Here is a 21749-nt window from a genome sequence, read left to right as displayed (position 1 = left end):
AAATAATTAATTTCTAAATATAAATTTTAAATATATTTTTTTGTTTTTATATTTTTTCTAATAATTTTCATCTTGATTTTAATTAATATAAAAGAAATTAAGTATATTATTAATGAAATAAGTAAAAAGTTTATAAATACTCCAAACCAACCTTTAGGATCTTTGTTATATATAAATCTTAATAAACATTTACCTATATTAGGGTTTATGAAACTATAAGGATATTGAGTAAAATTTTTATCATATATCCCGATTATAACAAAAATTAAAAAATAAAAAAAGGGATGTATTAATGAAACATAATGTTTTTTCAAAGGTATATTTTTTATATTAGAAAATAAAAAAAATATTAAATAATACACCGGAACATAAATATGTTCTACAAAATTAATAGTTAAATATTGATAATCTAGATAAAATTTTTTCAAAGAATCGAATTTATCAATAAAAACATTATATACTATACTACTTAAAGATATATCTACTAATGCTATAAATGATAAGTAAAAAAACCATTTTTTATTTGTAAATTTATTGAATAATTTCAAAGTAGTTATAATAAAAACTAAAATTACACTTTGTTTTGAAAAACGAGAAAATAGTTGAATAAAATTGAAACTTTTATCTTCTGTTAATTTAAAAGCTAAAAAATCCGGTTTTCCTTTTATTATCAAATAATATCTAAATATATGTATTAATAAAATTAACCAAAATAAAAATAATACTTTTAGATAAATTTTTTGATTATATTTCGTCTTGTTATTTTTAAATTTATTTTTTCTTATCATCTATATAAAATTCCTCTTTTTTTATTTGAATAACTTTTTGATTTAATATGAATTTTAAACTCTTTTTAGTTCATTTTTTTTTAATGCACGAGAAGAAATATAAATTTTTCGTATTTTACCTTTTGAATCTAAAATGCGAATTTTATGTAAATTGGACTTCCATTTTCTTCTAGTAGCATTCATCGCATGACTTCTTTTGTTACCGAATAAAGTAGTTTTTCCGGTAATATAACATTTACTCATTTCCTTAAATAACTCCTTTTTTATTCGTCTTTCTTCTTTCTATTGTTAGATTTTTATTGTTATATTTAGTTATTTTTATGTTATATAGTATATATAGCATATTCTTTATTATACACTAATTAAAAATTCTAAATAAAATTTAATTAATAATTTTAAAATCTTTTTAAAAAAAATTTCAAATTTATATTTATAATACATAAATTTAACTATTATTTTTTTAATTTTTTTATGATATAAATTAGCTATACATTAAAAATCATTCAATAAAATATTCAATAGCATCCTATATTATACAATAGCAAAATTTAAAATTTCATATATATTGAGTAATATATATTCTTTTAAAAAAAATTAATAATAAAAAATAATTTAAACAAATTAATAAATAAGGAATTTGTCAAATGTTCGAAACAAGAAATAAAAAAACTATAGATGGAATTTTATTTAAAAAAATGTTTATAAACGGAACTATAAATTTAAAAAACAAACATCAAGAAATAAATAACTTAAATGTTTTTCCTATTCCTGACGGAGATACAGGAACCAATATGCAAATGACGATGATGGAAGGTGTAGAAAAAATTAAAAAAATAAAAAACTCTTCTATTATCATAGTAACTAAAATTTTATCAGATGCTTTATTATTTGGTTCTAAAGGTAATTCAGGCGTTATTTTATCACAATTTTTTTCAGGATTTCATGACCAAATTTATAAATTACAAAAAAAAAATATAAACATTTCTGAATTTATAGATTCTTTAGCAAACGGATATAAAAAAGCTTATAATTCAGTTCTCAAACCGGTAGAAGGAACTATTTTAACTGTAATAAGAGAATCTATAGAAAAAACATTAAAAATAAAAAAAAAATTAAAAACAATAAAAGGAACTTTACAAAAATTATTTCAATATGCTCAAATATCATTGGAAAAAACTCCTAAACTATTACCTATTTTAGAAAAATCTAATGTTGTAGATAGTGGCGGAGCTGGTTTTGTATCTTTTTTAGAAGGGATGCTTCTTTATGTTGACAATATACTATTAACTCATAATAATAAAATAAAAAAAGAAGAAGAATCAAATCAATTAAATTATTTAAATTATTCTAATTTTCAAAATAAAAATCATAACATAACATTAGATAATAATACAATAAAGTATTGTTATTGTACTGAATTTATTTTCAAGTTAAATAATGATAATAATTTAGATATAACAAAAAAAAAGAAAGAATTAGAAAAAGATAATATTGGAGATTCTCTAATTTTAATAAAAGATAATGATATTTTAAAAATACATATTCATACTAATAATCCTGGAGTTATATTAGATAATCTAATAAAATATGGTAATTTGCTAAAAAGCAAAATAGATAATATGAAAGAACAAAAAGATTTTTTTTATAATACACAAACAAAACAAAATTCTTTCATTATAACAATATCTTCAGAACCAAAAATAAAAAAAATTTTTCAAGATTTAAAAGTAGATTTTATTATTGAACCAAAAAAATATTCTATAGAAAAAATTCAACAAATTATTAACCAAAACAAACTAAATAACATAATTATTTTTCCTCATAATGATCAAACTATAAAAGAAAGTCTAAAAATATATAAAATTTTTCCTAATTTAAATATTAGAGTTTTTAAAACTAATAATATAGGACAAATTTATAGTTCTCTTTTAATTTATAACAAAAATTTGTCTTTTGATTTAAATTTAAAAAACATTGAAAAAAATATTGAAAAAAAACAAATATACGAAATTATAAGTCCAAATTTTTTCTTAATGAAGCAATCAAATTCATCAACAAAAGAAAAATTTGATTTTATAGCTATGGTAAAAAACAAAAAAATTTATGAAAAAGATTTATTAATTCTGTCACAAAAATTATTAAAAAAAATAATAAACTCAAAAAATAATTTTTTAACTATTTTTTATAATAAAAATACTTTTATTCAAAATATTTTAAAAAAAATAGAAGTTTTTTTAGAAAATGAATATGAAAATTTAGAAATAGAAAAAATAGAATATAATAATGAAAATTTTATATATATATTTGTTGTAGAATGAATAAATTTAGTGGATATGGCGGAATGGTATACGCGCATGCTTGAGGTGCATGTGAGAATTATTTCTCTTATGAGTTCGAATCTCATTATCCACACCAAATTAAATTAAAAAAAATTAATCTAAAATATTTGATTAAAATAAAAAAATATTTATTTATATTAAATAAATATTTTTTTTTTTGTAAGAATTAATTTTTAAAAAAAGAAAAAATAACAAAATAAAAAGACTAAAAATAAATAAATAATTGTCTTGTGGTCTAGGATAAGAATATATGTAATTCCAAACATCATGAATTTTTTTCTTTGATGTTTCATTATATTTATAAAATAAATCATTTTTATTTATATCTAAATTCAAATAAGATATTTCTTTTGACCATATATCCATATAAGGAGAATCATAACAAGTAAAAAAAATATTTTTTTGAATATTATCTTTTTTTAATAAAAAATTAATAAAATCATAAGCTCCTTCTTTATTACTGCCTTTAGGCAAAACAAAACTATCTACCCAAATATTACTACCTTTTAAATTGGATTCTTCTTCTTCTGAAAAATCATAATATTTCAAATTATCATTTTGTTTCATTAAAAATCTAGCATCTCCTGAATAAGCAACAGTAATATCATAACGTTCCTCATTTTTAATTCTCATATAATCTAAAAGTTGATCTGTTAAAAAAGACAAATTACTGTTTTTCTGTTTTAATTCCAATAACCACTGTTTAGCTTTTTGTATATCATCTTCATTAGTACCGCTAATATCTCCATTAACAGCCTTAATACCTATAAAAACACCTTCAAAAGAATTATTATATAAAGCTATTTTATAATTAGGATTTTGAAATAAATTTCTCCAATTAACAATTTCAGATTTATCAATTTTCTTATTATTATACAACAAACCTATTTTACCCCAAAAATAAGGAATAGAAAAAGTTTGTTTTTGAAAAGTAGTTGAACAGTATTTATGTATTAAATCTTCAAATTTTTTCGTTTTTTGGATATCTTCTTTTATTTTATAATTTTCAATTATTTCTAAATAATCATTTTTTAATTGCTCTATTGCATATTCACTCAAAATTGCTATATCATATTTATTGCCTGCTTTAATTTTATTAATAGCTAACTCATTAGAAGAAAAAAAACTTTGTTTAATAACAAAACGAGAAGATTGTTTATTATATTCATCAATAATAATAGGATCAATATACTCTCCCCAGTTAAAAAATAAAATAACTTCCTTATTATTCAAAAATATTTTATTATATTGAGAATAAATAAAATAAAATATTATTAATGAAAAAAAAGTAAAAAATAACATTTTTCTTTTCATAATCTTTTAATATAAACTTTTCTTAATTTTTTTATATTCGAAAATAATTTTGATTAAAACAAAAAAAATTAAAATAGATGAAAGTGCATTAATAGTAGGATTAATAGTACCTTTTAAACTATAAATATAAGCAGAAATATTTTGATAATCAGAACCTCCAACAAAATAAGAAATTATAAAATCATCAAAAGATAAAGAAAAAACAATTCCTGCACTCGTAAGCATAGCTCCTTTTAATTGTGGTAAAATAACTTTGGTTAAAGTTTGTAAAGGTGTAGCTCCTAAGTCATAAGAAGCTTCTAAAAAATCTGTATCTAAATTACAACATTTATTATAAACAGAAAATAAAACATAAGGTACACTAAAAGAAATATGTGCTAACAACATTCTGATAAAATTATTTTCTAATCTTAAAAAACTAAATAAAACAAATAAAGATAAAGCATTAATTATTTCAGGTATAATCATAGAAAATTGATTAGCATTTAAAATGAATTGACGCCATTTTTTTTTATAATTCATTAAAGATATAGCGGCTAAAGTCCCTATAATAGTAGAAATTAAAGTAGATATAATAGCTATACGAAAAGTAACACTAATAGCAGAGATAATTGATTTATCCTTAAAAATTCTAATATACCATTTTAAGCTAAATTTATTAAAATGAACTAATGAAGAAATTCTTCCATTATTATCGTTAAAAGAAAAAACAATCAAAGATATAATCGGCAAATAAATAAATATTAAAATAAAAAACAAATAAATATAACTATAAATTTCTTTATTTATTTTTTTTTTCATTAATTTCACCAATATTATATTGTTCTTTTCTGAAAAATAACAAAATACAAAACATTAAAAAAGAAAGATTTATAGCAATAGCACAAGCACTTTTAATATCACCGTTTAAAAAAACTTTATTTTCAATTAATTCACTAATAACAATAACAGTTGTAGGACCTAAATATTTAGGAACAACAATATTAGTTACAATTTGTAAAATAACTAATGCTGTTCCTGTAATTAAACCAGGCAAAGCAAGTGGAAAAATAATATTCTTAAAAATTTGCTTCTCATTAGCTCCTAAATCTTTAGCTGCGTCAATTAAATTAGAATCTATTTTTGAAATACTAATATAAATAGATAAAAACATATAAGGAAAAAATAAATATATAAAACCAATAAACATAGCTGTATTACTTTCCAAAATAACAATATGAAATTTTTTTTCTATTAAAGAAAAAATTTGAACTAAAGCTTGAGTTTTCAAAATCATATTAATCCAAATAGTACCGTTTATTAACAAAATCAAAATAGATTGAGCAAGAATATTCATTCTGGAAATGATATAAGCTAAAGGATAAGCAAAAATAATAATAAAAAAAGTCGCTATAATAGAAACAGACATAGACCTTAACAAAACATATATAAAAGTAGTATTAGTATAAAAATTTTTGTAATATTCAAAAGTTAAAATAACTTTAAAAAGATTCTTATTATTATACTTTTGAATTGAATCAAAAAAAATTATTATAATCGGTATTAAAACCAAAAATAGAAAAATAATAAAATAAGGCAAAAATAAAAAATTATTAAATTTATTATTTTTTTCCTTTCTAAATAATATCATTTCAAATTACCATATTTCCATTACATGCAAATCTTCCGGTTTAAAAAAAATACCTACTTCGGTATTAATTTTAATAAAATCCGTAGTATGAATAATATAATCACGATAATCAGTTTTTACAATCACTTCCCAATAAACACCCTTAAATAAAATAGAATTTATAATTCCTTTTAATAATCCTTTTTCAATGCTAACAATATCAATATCTTCTGGTCTAATAACAATGTCAACCTTTTGATTTTTGCAAAAACCATAATCTATACAATTAAACTCCTTATCATCAAAAAAAACTAAATAATCTTTTAGAAAAATACCCGAAATTAAATTGGATTCTCCTATAAATTGAGCTATAAATTTATTAGCTGGTTCGTTATAAATATCTTCTGGAGTTCCTATTTGTTGTATTTCACCTTGATTAATAACTACTATTTTATCACTCATCGTTAATGCTTCTTCTTGATTATGAGTAACAAAAATAAAAGTAATACCAGAATTTCTCTGTATCTCTTTTAATTCATATTGCATTTCTTGTCTCAATTTCAAATCTAAAGCCGCTAGTGGTTCGTCTAATAACAAAACTTTAGGCTCATTTATTAAAGCTCTTGCAATAGCTACTCTTTGTTGTTGACCTCCAGACAATTGAAAAATTTCTCTATTTTCAAAACCTTTTAATCCTACTAATTTCAAATAATGTAAAACTTTTTCTCTAATAAAATCTTCTTTTTTTTCTCGTAATAATAAAAATTTACTCAATTCTCTTATTTTTTCTTCATAATAAAATAAAATTTTTTGGTTTTCTTTTTTAAATTCATTTTTTAAAAATTTTAAATTAGAATTATTGAAATTTTTTAACCAAAAAAGAAAACTATTCTTAAATGAAGGAAAAAAACTTTTAATTTTTTCTAAAAAAATAATTTTATTTTTTTTAATTTTTTCTTTTTGTTCAATTTTTAATTCTTGCATTTTTTTTTTAACATTATAATTCAAATCTTTTATTCTTAAACCAAAAGCAATATTCTCAAAAACATTCAAATGAGGAAATAAAGCATATTTTTGAAAAACAGTGTTAACAAACCTTTTATCTGGGGATAAATTTATAATACTTTTATTATTAAATAAAACATCTCCACTATTAAAATCATAAAAACCACCAATAATTTTTAAAATAGTAGTCTTACCACAACCTGAAGGTCCTAATAAAGTTACAAATTCGTTTTCTTTAATCTTTAAATTAATGTTTTTTAAAATTATTTGGCCATTAATAACTTTATTAATATTTACAAGTTCTATTAAATTTGTCATTTTATTCCTCTCAATTTTTATTTATTAATAATTTTTCATAAAATCTCGATAGAGAAAACAAGATTATTTATTTTATTTATCATAAGAAGATAAAATAGCTAAAAATGCTTTTTGAGGTAATGTTACTTTTCCTAAATTTTTCATTTTTTTCTTACCTTTTTTTTGTTTAGCTAAAAGTTTTTTCTTTCTACTAACATCTCCACCATAACATTTATCTATAACATTTTTTCTCAAAGATTTTATCGTTTCCCTTGTAATTATTTTTTTACCAATTGAAGCTTGTATTATAATTTCAAACATTTGTTGAGGTATTAACTCTTTTAACTTTTGACAAACAATTTTAGCTCTATTATAAGCAAAATCCTCATGCACAATAAAAGATAGAGCATCAACTATTTCTGAATTTAATAATATATCTATTTTTTTTAATTTACTAGGATAATAATTGTCCATTTGATAATCAAAAGAAGCATATCCTTTAGTAGATGATTTTAATTTATCAAAAAAATTGTAAATAATTTCTGAAAAAGGTAATAAGTATTTTAGCATAACTCTTTTATCATCTAAATATTGAATATCTTGTAAAGAACCTCTTTTATTTTGAGAAATTTCCATTATATTTCCTACATATACTTCAGGACATTTAATAAAAGCTTGAATATATGGTTCTTCTATTTTATCAATAGATTGATTTTTAGGCCATTTCGATAAATTATCTATAATTATTTTTTTTTTATTCACAAAAACATGAAAAATAACAGAAGGAGCAGTTATAATAACTTCGATGCTAAACTCTCTAGTTATTCTCTCTTTAGTAATTTCCATATGTAATAACCCTAAACAACCAATCCTAAATCCTAATCCTAAAAAATTTGAATTTTCATTTTCAAAAATTAAAGAAGAATCGTTTAATTTTAATTTTTGTAAAGCCTTTTTTAAATTAATATATTTCCCAGAATCAACAGGATATAAACCACAAAAAACAACAGGATTAACTTTTCGATATCCTGGTAAAGGCAAAACATCTTGATTACGATTTAAAGTAATAGTATCTCCTACTTGAACATCATCTATTTCTTTAATAAAAGCACTTAAATAACCGACATCACCAGCAGATAAAAAATCTTTTTTAATAGGTTGAGGATTAAAAATACCTACTTCTATAACTTCATAAACAGCTCTACTAGCTATAAAACGAATTTTATCACCTTTTTTAATAATACCATTAAAAATCCTTATGTAAGGTATTACACCTTTATAAGAATCAAAAACAGAATCAAAAATTAAAGCTTGTAAAGGATTTTTTGAATCACCTTTTGGAGGACTAATTTTTTTAACAATATCTTCTAAAATTTTTTCAACACCAAAACCTGTTTTACCACTAGCAAGAATAACGGAATTTTTATCTATTCCTAAAATATCTTGAATTTCTTGTTTAGCTTTTTCTATATTAGCATTAGGAAGATCTATTTTATTTAAAACAGGAATAATAGTTAAATTATTTTCTAAAGCCAAATTGACATTAGATAATGTCTGCGCTTGAATACCTTGTGTAGAATCTATTAATAAAACTACTCCTTCACAAGCAGCTAAAGAACGTGAAACTTCATAGCTAAAATCCACATGACCAGGAGTATCGATTAAATGCATAATATATTCTTTTTGATCAGAAGATTTAAAAATAATTTCTACAGAATTTAATTTTATAGTAATACCTCTTTCTCTTTCTAAAGCCATAGAATCCAAATATTGCGACTTCATATCTCTTTTTTCAACTGTATTAGTTATTTCTAAAATTCTATCAGCTAAAGTAGATTTTCCGTGATCTATATGTGCTATAATAGAGAAATTACGTATTTTACTTTGTCTTTTGTTGATTTCATCCCAATTCATATTTATAACAAACCTTTTAATATTTTTTGTCTCAAATACAAAAACATTATTTTGAATTAAAAAAATAAAAATAAATTAAAAATTTTTTTTATTTTTTTTACTTATTTCTTCACAAAAAGATAAATAATTTTTATATCTTAAATTTAAAATCAAACCTTTTTGGTAAGCTTCTTTCACACCGCAACAACTTTCTTTGATATGTAAACAACTTTCTCCAAAAAAACATTTATAAGAAAACATTAAAAAATCATTATAAAAATTTTTAATTTCTTTAAGATCTATATTAAATAAAAATAATTTTGAAAAGCCCGGAGTATCTGCTATATATCCTTCTTTAAAAATATACAATTTTGAATTTTTAGTTGTATGTTTGCCTCTATTGAACAAATTTGAAACAACTTGTGTAGCTATATTTGAATTAGTTAAAGAATTGATTAAAGTAGATTTTCCCACTCCTGTTTGTCCCGTAAAAATAGTTAATTTATTTTTAAAAAAAGGAAATAAAAAAGATAAATTTAATTTATTTTGACTATTAACGAAATAAATAGAATAAAATTTTTCATAATAAGATATTTTTCTTTTAAAAAAAAATAATTTTTCTTTATTTAATAAGTCAATTTTAGTAAATATTAATATTACTTTTAATTTTTTTTTGGCTAAAATTAATAAAAATTTATCTAATAATTTAAATTGTAAACAAGGTTTTATTAAAGAAAAAATTAAAAAAACTTGATCTATATTAGCTATATTAGGTCTAGATAAAAAATTCTTTCTTGGGAGAATATTATAAATTAAAAAATTTTCTGATTTATATTCATATAAAACAATATCCCCTATCTTAATATCTATTTTATTAACTTTATTTTTCAATCTTCCTTTATATTGAGCATAAATTTGCTCTTTAGTTTTTAAATCTAAAATTAAATATTTTTTAACTAAAAACTCTATAACAATACCTTTTTTTAAAGAAAAATCTTTTTTTTCCAAATTATGCGCCTTATCTCATTTTAATTTTATATTTTTTTTTCATCTCTAATTCTATTTGTTCCATAAAAATATTAACTTGTTTTTTATTTAAATTTTTATTTTGATCATTAAAAGTTAATCTAAAGGTTAAAGAATATTCTTCGGAAGATACACAATCATCTTGAAACAAATCTAAAAGTTCGCATTCAACAAAAAAACCAGAAATCTTATCTTTTAAAGTTTGATATAATTCTTGAAAACTATATTTCTTATTAACAAAAAAACTAAAATCACGAATAATAGAAGGAAATTTAGTTATTTCTTTAAATATTACACTCTTCTTTGTATTATTTATTATATATTCTAAATTTATTTCTAAAACAAAACTTTTTTGAATATGATATTTTTTATTTAAAAAAGGATGAGTTTCTCCAATAAATCCAATTTTTTGATCTTGGAAAAAAATTTCTGCTTGATTCATAGGTAAAAAATTATCACAAAAAATATTTTTTTTTAAATCAAGTTTAATATCAAAAAAAAATTGGATTCTTTCTAAAATACCTTTTAAAAGAAAAAAAGAACTTTTAATATCTTTTTTAAACCAATAAGTTTTTAAAAAAATACCACTTAAAATTATAGATAAGTGAAGTTTTTCATCTTTGTTTTCATTTTTTGAAGTATAAATATTACCTATTTCAAAAAAAGCATTATCAAAATTTTTATTTTTTTGATTAAAACTTAAAATTTCTAATAAACTACAACTTAAATTTTGTCTTAAATAAATTTTATCAAAAGAAAGAGGTTTTAAAATTTTCAAATGATTAGAATAATTAGGAAATAGATTAAATGTTTCAGAACTAACTAAACTATAACTAATAATTTCATTTAAACCTAAATTAGATAATAATTTTCTTAATCTATATATATTTTGATTTTTAAAATTTTTAATACCTTTTTTTGCAACATTCGAAATAGAAACATTGTCTAATAGCATTCTATTATAACCATACATTCTTATTAAATCAGAAATAACATCTTCAATAATTCTGACATGATAACGATTTAAAGGAGCTTGAACTTTAAAATTTTCAAAAGATATAGTTTCTATTTTATAATTAAAATAATTTAAAAAATTATAAACTTCTTGAAAAGAAAAATTAACTCCTGTTTTAGTACGAATAAAATCTAAAGATAAAATAATTTCCGGATTAATATATTTATTTTTTTGAATAGAACAAATATTTTTATATACAGAACATTTAGTAACTTTTTGTAACAAAAAAACAGCTTTATCTAAAACTTTTTTGATTAAATCTTGTTCAATACCTCTAGACAAACGCAAACTTTTTTCATTTTTAACGCCTATTTTTTGACTAGTTTTTGAAATATTTTCAGATTGAAAATAAAAAGAACATAAAATCATTTTTTGAGTCTTAGCAGATATATCATATAAATGATTTGTTTTAATACCTGACAACGAAATAATATCATTTTTATTCGTAATAACTAAATCATTAGAATCAAGCAAATATTTTTTATTATCTTGATTACAAAAAAAATATTCCTTTTTTTTAGCATTTCTAATTTGAATGCAATTATCATTTAATAAAGAAACATCAAAAACATCCAAAGGGATACCATATTCTAACATAATTAAATTGATAATATCAATTACATTATTAATAGGTAAAATATTATGTTGTAATAAATAATTTCGCAGCCATAACGGAGAAACATCAATTTGAATATCTGTTAAATAACGAATATTATATTCAAAACAATTAGAAGTCAAAATTTGAACCTGAAAAGGATTAATTTCTTCCTTTTCTACAATATTAAATTCCAATCTTAAATTTGTTTTATTTTTTTTTGATCTTAAAACAGAATTTAAATCTTTAGAAAAACCGATATAAGATAAAAGATCATTTCTATCTGGAGTAATAGACAAATCTAAAAAAAAACCTTTAACACCTAAATATTCTAAAGCACATTCACCAATAGCAGCATCATCTTCTAAAAATAAAATATCTTTTTTTTCATCATTTTTTAAATAATTAAGATTTAATCCCAAATGAAAAGCAGAACAAATAATGCCACTAGATTCAATATCACCAATTTTTTTGCTTTCAACAAAAATTTTCTTTTCATTATAAAATAAATATGTTCCATTTAAAGCTACTATAATTTTTCTATCTTTTTGAATATTTAAAGAAGAACTTACAACAAATATTTTGTGTGTTTTGATATCTATTTTAACTAGATAAAAATCTTTATCGTTATTGCTATAATTAATTTTATGAAATTCTATAATTTTCCCTATTTTAATTAAATTATCATTTTTATTTAAAAAATGAAAATAAACAGAAGATTCAATAATATGATTATTGATAAACAATTTAAAATTTTCTATATTATCAACATTTAAAGAAGGTATATATTTTTTTAAAATTTTTTCATTTATTATCATTTTTAACCTTTAATTATAAAACATTTTACTATATTATTCAGAAAATTGTCTTAAAAAACGAATATCATTATTGTAGAAATGTCTAATATCATTAATAAAATATTTCAGCATTGTAATACGTTCAATACCCATACCAAAAGCTAATCCATTATATTTTTGAGGATCGTAATGACCTTTTTTTAATACTTCCGGATGAACTAGACCAGCTCCCATTATTTCTAAATAAATATTTTGATTATTTTTATCAGTCATTATCAAATCAACTTCTAAACTGGGATTAGTAAAAGGAAAATAAGAAGGTCTAAATCTTATTTTTTGATCTTTACCAAAAAAATCTTTAATAAAAAGATTAATAATTTTTTGTAAATGCATTAAATTAATATCATGACTAACAGCAAATCCTTCTAATTGCATAAATTGATGACTATGAGTATCATCATCCTTATCTCTTCTGTAAACCTTTCCTGATGAAATCATTTTAAAAGGTTTAGATTTATTTTCCAACATAGCTTTTATTTGAACTGAAGAAGTATGAGTTCTTAAAAGAATGTCTTTTTTAAATGAAATATCTAAATAAAAAGAATCATGCATATCCCTAGCAGGATGATTTTTGTCTATGTTTAACATTTCAAAATTATAAAAATCTGTTTCTATTTCTTCTCCAATAAAACTAGAATATCCTAATTTTACAAAAAAATCCTCAATTTCTTTAATAGTGCGGTTTAAAGGATGAATACTGCCTATACGAAAAGGAAAAGCAGGTAAGGAAATATCTATTTTTTTTCCTTTTGTAAGATATAATAAATTTTCTTTTTCTAAAAATTCTTTTTTATCTTTTATTAACGAAACAATTTCTTTTTTAAAAATATTAATTTCTTGACCAATTTTTTTTTTATTCTCTAGAGACATTTTTTGCATCTCTTTTAATAAAACAACAATATATCCTTTTTTACCGGTATATTCGATTTCTATTTTTTTTATATTTTCTATATTTTGAACTTTTTGCAAATCTTTTTGGATTTTATGTTTTAATTTGTTTATTTTTTGTAAAAAAAATAAATTCTTTGTATCTTCATTCATTTTAACAATTTATATAATTAATCCTTTTTATTATTTTCTATTTTTTGTAATATTTTTAATAAAAATTAAGTTGAAAATAAATTTAAAACTAAAATTTAAATATTTAAAATACAAAAAAATAGTATATAAAAAGATAATAACACAACAAACAATAGATGTGAAGTATAAAAAAATAATATTTTAATTTTAAAAACAATGATTTTACTTTTTTTGAAATTATAATAAATTATAATTAAGAAAATTTGTTTTTTTTCTAATAATTAGAAAATATAATCAAAAAATAATGGATAAAAAAATTATGATAAAAAATTTAAACACCCATTATTATTTAATTTTAATTATCAATAAAAAAATAAAAAACTATAAAATTATTTTTTCCAAATAATGTCTATAGTTTTTTTTCTATATAAGAAAAATAAAAGTATTGAAACGCAAATAACACTAAAGAAAAAATGAACAGTTAACACATTCAAAAAGCAAAACAATGATCTCTTAAAAGGAGAATAACTTAAAAATAGAATTAGAAGTTTAAACATGTCAGGAGTATAAGGAACACGAGGAATTAGATGTTTTGTAATATCAATATTGCCTTTAAATGTCAAAGCATTTAATACAAAAAAATTAGACATAATCCAATAAAAAATTCCATTTGATAACAAAGCAAGAATAATTGAAAAAAGAAAACATTCAAATAAAAATATTTTTATTACAGTAAAATTATTTACTCCTAAAATTTTTAAAACACCGATTTCTTTTCTTTTAAAACGAATACCTATTAAAAAATATATAAAAATTAAAGAAGCAGGAATAATAAAACAAAAAGTAAAATAAAACATTTGTGTTTTCCAAGACAAACCAAAAATTGAATCTATAATTTCAGTAGATTGAGAATTAGAATCGATACTAGCCGAAAAGTTAGTCAAATCAAGAATAATTCTATTAATATTTTTAAAAAAATATTCAAACAAAGTAAAATATTTTTCATCATTATAAGACATTGCTATAGGTAAAGATAAATTTACTGTAGTTAAAAATGATATAGCAAAAATAAAAATAATTAAAAGAAATTTTTTATACATCAAAGCACTAAAAGCCATTTTAAAGAAAAGTTTAAAATTTAATGAACTAGGTATAGAAACAAAATCTTTATTTGAATTAATAATTTCTTCTTTTTCATTTTCATTTTTTGGATAAAAATTTTTATCTATTTGAACTATAGGTATAAACTTATTATTTTGTGTTCTAATTAAGTTTTGTTCTAAAATACCATTATTCATTCTAATTATTTGATCAGCATAATCACATAATTTTGATTCATCATGTGTAATCATTATAACCAATTTTTTTTTTGATTCTTCTTTTAATTTTTCATAAACTTTTTGACCTGTTATATTATCTAAATTATTTGTAGGTTCATCTGCTAAAATAATTTTCGAATCTTTTAAAAGAGCACGAATTATACTTATTCTTTGTTTTTGTCCGCCTGAAAGTTCATTTATTTTTCTATATTTGATTTTTTTATCTAAACCTAATTCTTCAAATAAAGAATCTATTTTTTTTTCATCAGGTTTTTTATTTTGTAAATGAAAAATTAATTTGATATTTTCTAAAACATTTATTTCTTCAATGAAATGAAAATCCTGAAAAATAAAATCAATCATACCATTTCTATAATCATCTAATTCTTTTATACTAAGTTTATTAAGAAATTTACCAGCTACCCAAACGTCTCCTGAATCAGCAGTATCTATTCCTGATAAAATATTAAAAAGAGTTGTTTTGCCTGAACCAGATTTACCTAAAACAAATATAAAACCTTTTTTAGGCAAATTAATAGAAAAATTAATCAAAGCATCTGTAATATCATTTTTTTTACAATTATATTTTTTATTAACATTTGTTAATCTAAACATAAATTCTTTTGAATTTTCTAATTTCAACATAAATTATTTTAACCTCAACATAATTTTTTTCATTAAATAACAAAAAATAAAAATTTATTTATAATTCATGAATTATAGCTCATAAAAAAATATTAATTACACAATAATTTATAAATATTTAACATTGAAAGAAGTATAAAAGCAACCTCAAATAATGAAACTTCTCCTTCAGTATTTATTAAATAAAAAAATAGATTTTCTAAGTAATAATAAGTTAAATAAGATAATAAAACAATGTAAATGTACATTAATGGATCATCATAATATTTATCCACAACATAAAAACAAAACATTAAGTAAAAATACATTAGTATATTTTTATCAATTAATATAAATAAACTAAACATTAAGTTTAAAAATAAAATTTTATTTAAAATTGAAAAAAAATATTTTTTATAATAATCATTCGTTAATTCTATTTCTATTTTTCTTTTAGAAAAAAACAAATCAAAAAAAATGAAACAAATGATAGAAAAAAATATAGTAACAAAATGAAACATATTTATTCTCATTATTTTTATATCGAAAATTATTTTAGACAAAATTAGTTTATAATCAATTTCGGTTTGGAATACATTAGTTAAATTTGAATTCAAAAATTTTTCAGTTTGAATTGAAGCAAGAACATTTTTATTCTTTATATTATTATTAATAATATTAGCTTTTTTTTCTCTTCCATCGTATAAAAAAAATATTTCGTCCCCTTCTTTCAAATTACTCAAATCAGAAAAAAGAGTTCCTTGTCTAATATATAATGAATTCTTTTTTTGATCTAACTTAAAATCAATTAAAAAATTTCTTAATTTTAAATTAGAAAAAAAATTTGTAATAAAAAAATATAAAACTAAAAAATAAACAATCAAAATTAAATTTTTTGGATAATTTGATTTTAAATTTAAATTTTTATTTTTAGGTGTTAAAATATACATAATTAGTTTGCTACCTTAATTTTATTTTTTTTAAATTGATTTCTCATATTTTAAAAAAAAATAATTTATAAAATTAACTTTCATTATAACATAACTTTAAATATAATTTATCAAAAATATAAAAAAAAGAAATATTAAATTTTTTATGAAAAAAATAAGTTTAAAAAATAAATAAATTTGGAAATTATTCTTTTTAATTTGAAAAGAAAAAAATTTTTGACTTTTATTTTATTAAAATCATTTTTAATAATTATTACTTTATATTTTTAAAAAATCCATAATTTTCTCTAAAATTATTATTAAATTTTTTAAGTTTTTAAAGTAAAAACTTAAAAAATATTTAATTAATTTAAATATTATCATAAAATATGTATAAAAAATTTTATTTTTTTAAAAAAAGTTATAATATCTTACTATGTATGTTGGACAAATAAGAATGTTATCATCATATTAAATAAAAGAGTTGTTAAAGAATAAATAAAAAAATAATAATAAAGGAGTACTTAATAGTGTTTTATTTAAATAATAAAAAAAATCAGATTAATATATCTTTGATTTTTATCAATTTTTTATTTTTATTTTTTTTAAATAATAATGTTTTTGCTGTAAGAAAATCAATAACAACTTACGCTCTTTATCAAAATTCAAGAATTATTGAAACAATATCATCTGTAAACCCAAATCTTAATCCAAATACAAGCATGAATTTATTAGTACATTTAAAAGCTGATCTAACAGAAGAATTAGGAATAGAATCTTTTGAAGAATTTAAACAAAAATGTTCTTTTTTTTATTTAAACAGATTTAATATGTATTCTATTCTGAAAAATAATCAAGAACAAGTTATTGATTCAACTGTTGTTAGAACTCCTAGAATAAATGTCATTGATTTAGAACAACATACACAAAACGAGAATATTTTACTTCATCATATCTATCCAAGGACAATAAACATAGAAGACATCAATAATACATCAGCTAATGAATTAACAATTATAATTGAAACCAAAATAAAAAATGAGGAATATGAGGAATCCCCATCACAAAATTTGATATTAGATTTAGAAATATACGCAGATGGTTATACAGATCTAGATAAAAAATTTTTTGTAGATGTTAATATAAATCCAGAAGTTCAGTTAGTTTTAGAATTATCTGAATAAAATTCGGATAATTTTTATAAATATAGAGTTTATTAATAAAATTTTATAATAAAAATAAATTTTTTTTTAATTTGTTAATAATCATCAAAAAAAAATTAAAAGAAAGAAATATAAAAAAAATGAAAAACCAAATTATTAATAATAAAATCATAAATACATTTTTTAAAATTAAAATATTAAAAATATTAATAATATTAATGCTTATTTTGTTTTGTCTTAAAAACAATTATAAAGTATATGGAAATACAAATTCTTTATTATTAAAAACAGCTAGATATCATAATCATGATTTTAGCAGAACAGAAGTAAAATATAAATATCAAAAATTATTAAACAACCAAATTGTACTAAAAGAAAAAGAATATTATTTACTTGATCAAAATGAACCATATAAAATTTGTCAATATGAATATGATAACCTTCAAGGAAAAAAATCCAAAATTATTAGCAAAATAGTCACAATTCGCAATAATTTTTTTGTATTTAAATTTGAGAAATCACATAAACAAAATATTTCATATTATTTATATAATGATCAAGATCAACTAATTAAAATAAAAGATGATAATAATCGAATTATAGAAAAATACAATTACGATGAACAAGGAAGAGTAAAAAGTAAAAAAAAATTCTATTATATTCTTAACAATATTCATAATCAAGATTCTTTAATAAATTTTTTGTTGAATAAGTATAATTATAAATACTTCACAGAAACATATTATTTTGAATATAATGAAAAAGGACAATTAATAAAGAAAATATTGTACGATATTCATTATGAAAACAATTTTTCATTTCCTTTTACAAAACTATATAATTTTATTTTCCTTCGTAAAGTAATAAATAAAACTATATCTGAAAATGAATATGATTCAATGGGTTATAAAATCAAAAAAATAAAAACAGATAAAAAAAATATACAAAATCATCATCATCAAAAAAATAAATTATCCACTATTTCAAACGTTTATACATATTGTTATTCAAAAATTGAAAATTTGTGAAACATTTAAAAATAGCTAATTTGAGCAAATGTTTTAGTTTATTAAATAAAGGTTAAAAAAATTAAAAAATTAAAATTATCATTTTTTTATTTTCAATATTAATTATTATTATTTAATAAAATTTATCTTTCTAAAAGAATTTTATTATCTTTATAAAAAAAATTAAATTTTTATAATTTTTAACTGTTTTAATAGTTATAATTATTATGATTTTTAATTTAAAAAATTATATTAGAAAGATATTATAAAATATGTATTTAAATTCAAAAAAAATAAGATTGAATTCTGTTTTTTTATTTATGGTATTGTCATTTTTTATGTTAATAAATTATTCAAAATCTAATTTAATTTATGCAGGTAAAGTTTATTCAATATTTAACAAATCAAATTATTCAGAAAAAGAAATTAATTACTCAGAAAAAGAAAAAGAAATTGAAATTTTAACATCTCAAATAGATGATTTATATATGCAAAAAAATTCAATTTTAAACGAAATCCATAAATCAGAAAAAAATTTATTATCTTATTTAAAAATTCAAAATCAAACAAACCCTAATATTCCAGAAAAAAATTTAATTAATTTAAAATTTCAAATATTTTTTTTAAGAAAAAAAAAATTATTACTTGAAAAACAACTAGAAGAAATATATTTAGAAAAAGTGTATTTAGAAATTAAATTGAGAAGAATTTTATCTTCTTATAAAAAATAAAAAAAATTAAAAATAAAAAAAATTTCGGTCTTAACAAACCGAAATTTTTTTATTTGTAAAAAAATATTTCTGATAATATTTTTTTATTTTATTTAAAAATTTGTAATATTTTTTTAAAAAAAAATTAAAAACTAGATTCTAAAATATCTTTAATTAAATTTTCTATCATTTTAATTTCTGATGAAATTTCATCTTTTCTTTTTATAAAAAAATCTTTTTTTTGTTGTAAATAGAATATTTTTAAATCGTTTGAATTTTTAAATTTGAATGTTTTTCCAGAAACAGTCTTTATTTCTTTTATTTCTGATTTTAAAGCAAAAATACTTTCTTCTATTCTTGTAAATTCTTTTACAATTAAATCTTTTTCTTTTAACAAATAATCTATTTTCTTTTGAAAAGGTTTTATTTTATTTTTAATTTCTGAAGGAACATTTTTTAAAACAATATCTTTGTCTTGTATGGAATGAAATAAACCTGCAAAAACTGAATCAAATTTATAATTATTAGTTAATATTAAAAATAAAATTGTAATAAATAAAAATATTAAATTAAATTTATTTTTTTTTTTGGTATTAAAATTCATAATTCTTAAAAAAACTTTCTAATATATTTACAAACTAATTATATATTATTTTTAATTTGTATATAATAAAAATTTTATTTTTATAAATAAGGTTGACTATATAAAAAACTATATTTGTTATTATATTTATAAAATAATAATTTAAAATAAATTTTTTTTAAAAAAATCATAAAATAGTAAAAATCAAACCCAATAAACAAAATAAAAAAATATAAACTTTTCTACTTTTTTTATATAAAAAAAAGTAAAAATTATTTATTTTTATTTAAATAAAAAAACATTGTCTATTTTTTTCTTTCATTTTAAAAATATTAATTTTCACTTGAATTTGCTTTATTTTAATTTTCTTTCTCAATATTTTTCATCTTTTTTTTCTGTAATATATACTTTAAAAAATCAAAATAATAATTAAAAATTATGACAGAAAAAAAAGTAATCCACAAAAATTGATCTATTGTTATTTCTTTTTTAAACACAAAATCAATAAAAATTTGGATAATATTTAAAAATACAAGAAAAATTAAGTAAATGAAAAAAGAACCTAAAATATAAAAATAAATATTAAGATTTTCTTTATTAGATTCAGAAAAATTTTTATTTTCTTTATTAGATTCAGAAGAGTTTCTTAAATTAAAATATTTTATTTTTTGAAAAAAATTAATCTTAGATGGGATAAGATTAAAATAAACAACAAAACAATATAAAAAATTAGCAAAAATATAAACAAAACTAATTCTTAATAAGATTACCGTTTCTTCTAATAAAATAAAAAGCAATTTTTCTTTTGAACATAATTTTTCATCTATAAAAGATTTTAACAAACTAAATAAATTGAAAATAATACAAAAACCAATAATAACACCTATAACAAAACCCGAATAAATTTTAAATATATCACCCTCTTTATTATTGACTTTAGTATAAGTTTTTAAATTATTTTTTTCATCTTTATTTTTTTTCATTCTTAGATATCCTTTTTTTAATTTATTTTTTTCAAAAAAAATCTTAATAAAGCAAAAAAATAATTTTTTATAACTAAAATTTAAAATAAAGTTACAAAAAATTATCAAACATATTATATTAAAATTTTGACATTATTTATCATAAAAAATGATAAAAATAAAAAAAATTTTTTAAAATTAAAATTTACTAAATATTAAAAATAACTTTAAAGAGATAACAACAAAAAATTATTTTTCGTAAAATAAATTCTATTATTAAAACAAATTTTAACTAAAATTATGTTTTTTTCAAAAAATTCAGCAAAAAAATTTAATAATTTAAATAATTTAATGATTATACTAATATTTTTTAATATTTTTATTAATTTAGTTTTTAGATTTTTTTAATATTAAATTAACTATGAATTATCTAATTATGAATATATTTTTTTAACAAAATTTATTAAAAATTAACAAATGCTTTATTTAATTCAGAACATAAATTTGAATCTTTAATTAATTTTCAATTACTTCTTAATTCTTTTTATCTAATTTGTTTTCTCATTTTTTATTAGCAAAATTAACTAAATTAGATTATATTTTGTTTATTACTAATAGCTAAAATTTTTGATTACTTGAAATTTATTAAAATTACAAACAATAAAAACATCACAAATACAAAAAAAGCTAAATG

18 protein-coding genes and 1 tRNA gene are annotated in these 21749 nt (G+C 18.6%); 5 read left to right on the top strand and 14 right to left on the bottom strand.

From position 1 onward, the window contains the following. Window positions 1–26 precede the first annotated feature (26 nt). Window positions 27–788 carry a hypothetical protein gene (locus tag F1741_RS01275; protein WP_152309806.1) on the bottom strand — a complete coding sequence of 254 codons (762 nt, stop codon included), beginning with the start codon at window positions 786–788 and terminating at the stop codon, window positions 27–29. A 54-nt stretch (window positions 789–842) separates the two neighbouring features. After that, window positions 843–1031, bottom strand: a complete 189-nt coding sequence (gene rpmB / locus F1741_RS01270) for a 50S ribosomal protein L28 (protein WP_152309805.1) — start codon at window positions 1029–1031, stop codon at window positions 843–845. Between the two features lie 401 nt (window positions 1032–1432). Here rpmB and F1741_RS01265 point away from each other — a divergent pair, with 401 nt between their 5' ends. Next, window positions 1433–3106: a DAK2 domain-containing protein gene (locus F1741_RS01265; RefSeq protein ID WP_152309804.1), complete on the top strand. Its 1674-nt coding sequence runs from the start codon at window positions 1433–1435 to the stop codon at window positions 3104–3106. Window positions 3107–3115: 9 nt separating this feature from the next. After that, window positions 3116–3203, top strand: a tRNA-Leu gene (locus F1741_RS01260). 56 nt (window positions 3204–3259) lie between these two features. On the opposite strand, the gene F1741_RS01255 is transcribed toward F1741_RS01260, so the two are convergent. From F1741_RS01255 to F1741_RS01210, 10 genes are all read right to left on the bottom strand, one after another. Further along, window positions 3260–4441, bottom strand: a complete 1182-nt coding sequence (locus tag F1741_RS01255; protein ID WP_152309803.1) for an extracellular solute-binding protein — start codon at window positions 4439–4441, stop codon at window positions 3260–3262. Window positions 4442–4447: 6 nt separating this feature from the next. Next, on the bottom strand, window positions 4448–5242 hold the full coding sequence (locus F1741_RS01250; protein ID WP_152309802.1) for an ABC transporter permease: 795 nt from the start codon (window positions 5240–5242) through the stop codon (window positions 4448–4450). After that, window positions 5223–6071, bottom strand: coding sequence for an ABC transporter permease (locus F1741_RS01245; protein ID WP_152309801.1), 849 nt, complete (start codon window positions 6069–6071; stop codon window positions 5223–5225). The genes F1741_RS01250 and F1741_RS01245 overlap by 20 nt, the downstream gene beginning before the upstream one ends. Window positions 6072–6077: 6 nt before the next feature. Then, window positions 6078–7373: an ABC transporter ATP-binding protein gene (locus F1741_RS01240; protein WP_152309800.1), complete on the bottom strand. Its 1296-nt coding sequence runs from the start codon at window positions 7371–7373 to the stop codon at window positions 6078–6080. A gap of 72 nt (window positions 7374–7445) precedes the next feature. After that, a complete protein-coding gene (lepA, locus tag F1741_RS01235; RefSeq protein WP_152309799.1) occupies window positions 7446–9266 on the bottom strand; it encodes a translation elongation factor 4 in 1821 nt (606 codons plus the stop codon). 75 nt (window positions 9267–9341) lie between these two features. Beyond that, a complete protein-coding gene (gene rsgA / locus F1741_RS01230) occupies window positions 9342–10253 on the bottom strand; it encodes a ribosome small subunit-dependent GTPase A (protein WP_152309798.1) in 912 nt (303 codons plus the stop codon). Window positions 10254–10263: 10 nt separating this feature from the next. After that, a complete protein-coding gene (pheT, locus tag F1741_RS01225; protein WP_152309797.1) occupies window positions 10264–12699 on the bottom strand; it encodes a phenylalanine--tRNA ligase subunit beta in 2436 nt (811 codons plus the stop codon). Window positions 12700–12732: 33 nt separating this feature from the next. Continuing rightward, a complete protein-coding gene (gene pheS, locus F1741_RS01220; RefSeq protein WP_152309796.1) occupies window positions 12733–13779 on the bottom strand; it encodes a phenylalanine--tRNA ligase subunit alpha in 1047 nt (348 codons plus the stop codon). Between the two features lie 368 nt (window positions 13780–14147). After that, window positions 14148–15722 carry an ABC transporter ATP-binding protein gene (locus F1741_RS01215; protein WP_152309795.1) on the bottom strand — a complete coding sequence of 525 codons (1575 nt, stop codon included), beginning with the start codon at window positions 15720–15722 and terminating at the stop codon, window positions 14148–14150. Window positions 15723–15814: 92 nt separating this feature from the next. After that, on the bottom strand, window positions 15815–16651 hold the full coding sequence (locus tag F1741_RS01210; protein WP_152309794.1) for a hypothetical protein: 837 nt from the start codon (window positions 16649–16651) through the stop codon (window positions 15815–15817). Between the two features lie 509 nt (window positions 16652–17160). Between F1741_RS01210 and F1741_RS01205 the strand changes: the two genes are divergently transcribed. The 3 genes from F1741_RS01205 (at window position 17161) to F1741_RS01195 (ending at window position 19531) form a co-directional block, all read left to right on the top strand. Then, window positions 17161–17814: a hypothetical protein gene (locus F1741_RS01205; protein ID WP_152309793.1), complete on the top strand. Its 654-nt coding sequence runs from the start codon at window positions 17161–17163 to the stop codon at window positions 17812–17814. A gap of 119 nt (window positions 17815–17933) precedes the next feature. Then, on the top strand, window positions 17934–18821 hold the full coding sequence (locus F1741_RS01200) for a hypothetical protein (RefSeq protein ID WP_152309792.1): 888 nt from the start codon (window positions 17934–17936) through the stop codon (window positions 18819–18821). A 317-nt stretch (window positions 18822–19138) separates the two neighbouring features. Next, the gene (locus F1741_RS01195; RefSeq protein WP_244609565.1) at window positions 19139–19531 is read left to right on the top strand and encodes an effector protein; all 393 of its coding nucleotides are present in this window, start codon (window positions 19139–19141) and stop codon (window positions 19529–19531) included. Between the two features lie 124 nt (window positions 19532–19655). Here F1741_RS01195 and F1741_RS01190 read toward each other — a convergent pair whose 3' ends face one another. Continuing rightward, window positions 19656–20114 (bottom strand): hypothetical protein, encoded by a 459-nt coding sequence (locus tag F1741_RS01190; RefSeq protein WP_152309790.1) that lies wholly within the window; start codon window positions 20112–20114, stop codon window positions 19656–19658. A gap of 338 nt (window positions 20115–20452) precedes the next feature. Then, the gene (locus tag F1741_RS01185) at window positions 20453–21076 is read right to left on the bottom strand and encodes a hypothetical protein (protein ID WP_152309789.1); all 624 of its coding nucleotides are present in this window, start codon (window positions 21074–21076) and stop codon (window positions 20453–20455) included. Window positions 21077–21749 lie beyond the last annotated feature (673 nt).

This window comes from 'Cynodon dactylon' phytoplasma (assembly GCF_009268075.1).
Lineage (GTDB): Bacteria > Bacillota_I > Bacilli_A > Acholeplasmatales > Acholeplasmataceae > Phytoplasma > Phytoplasma cynodontis.
Note: the sequence above shows the minus strand (reverse complement) of the source record. Positions and strands in the feature narration are given on the sequence as shown.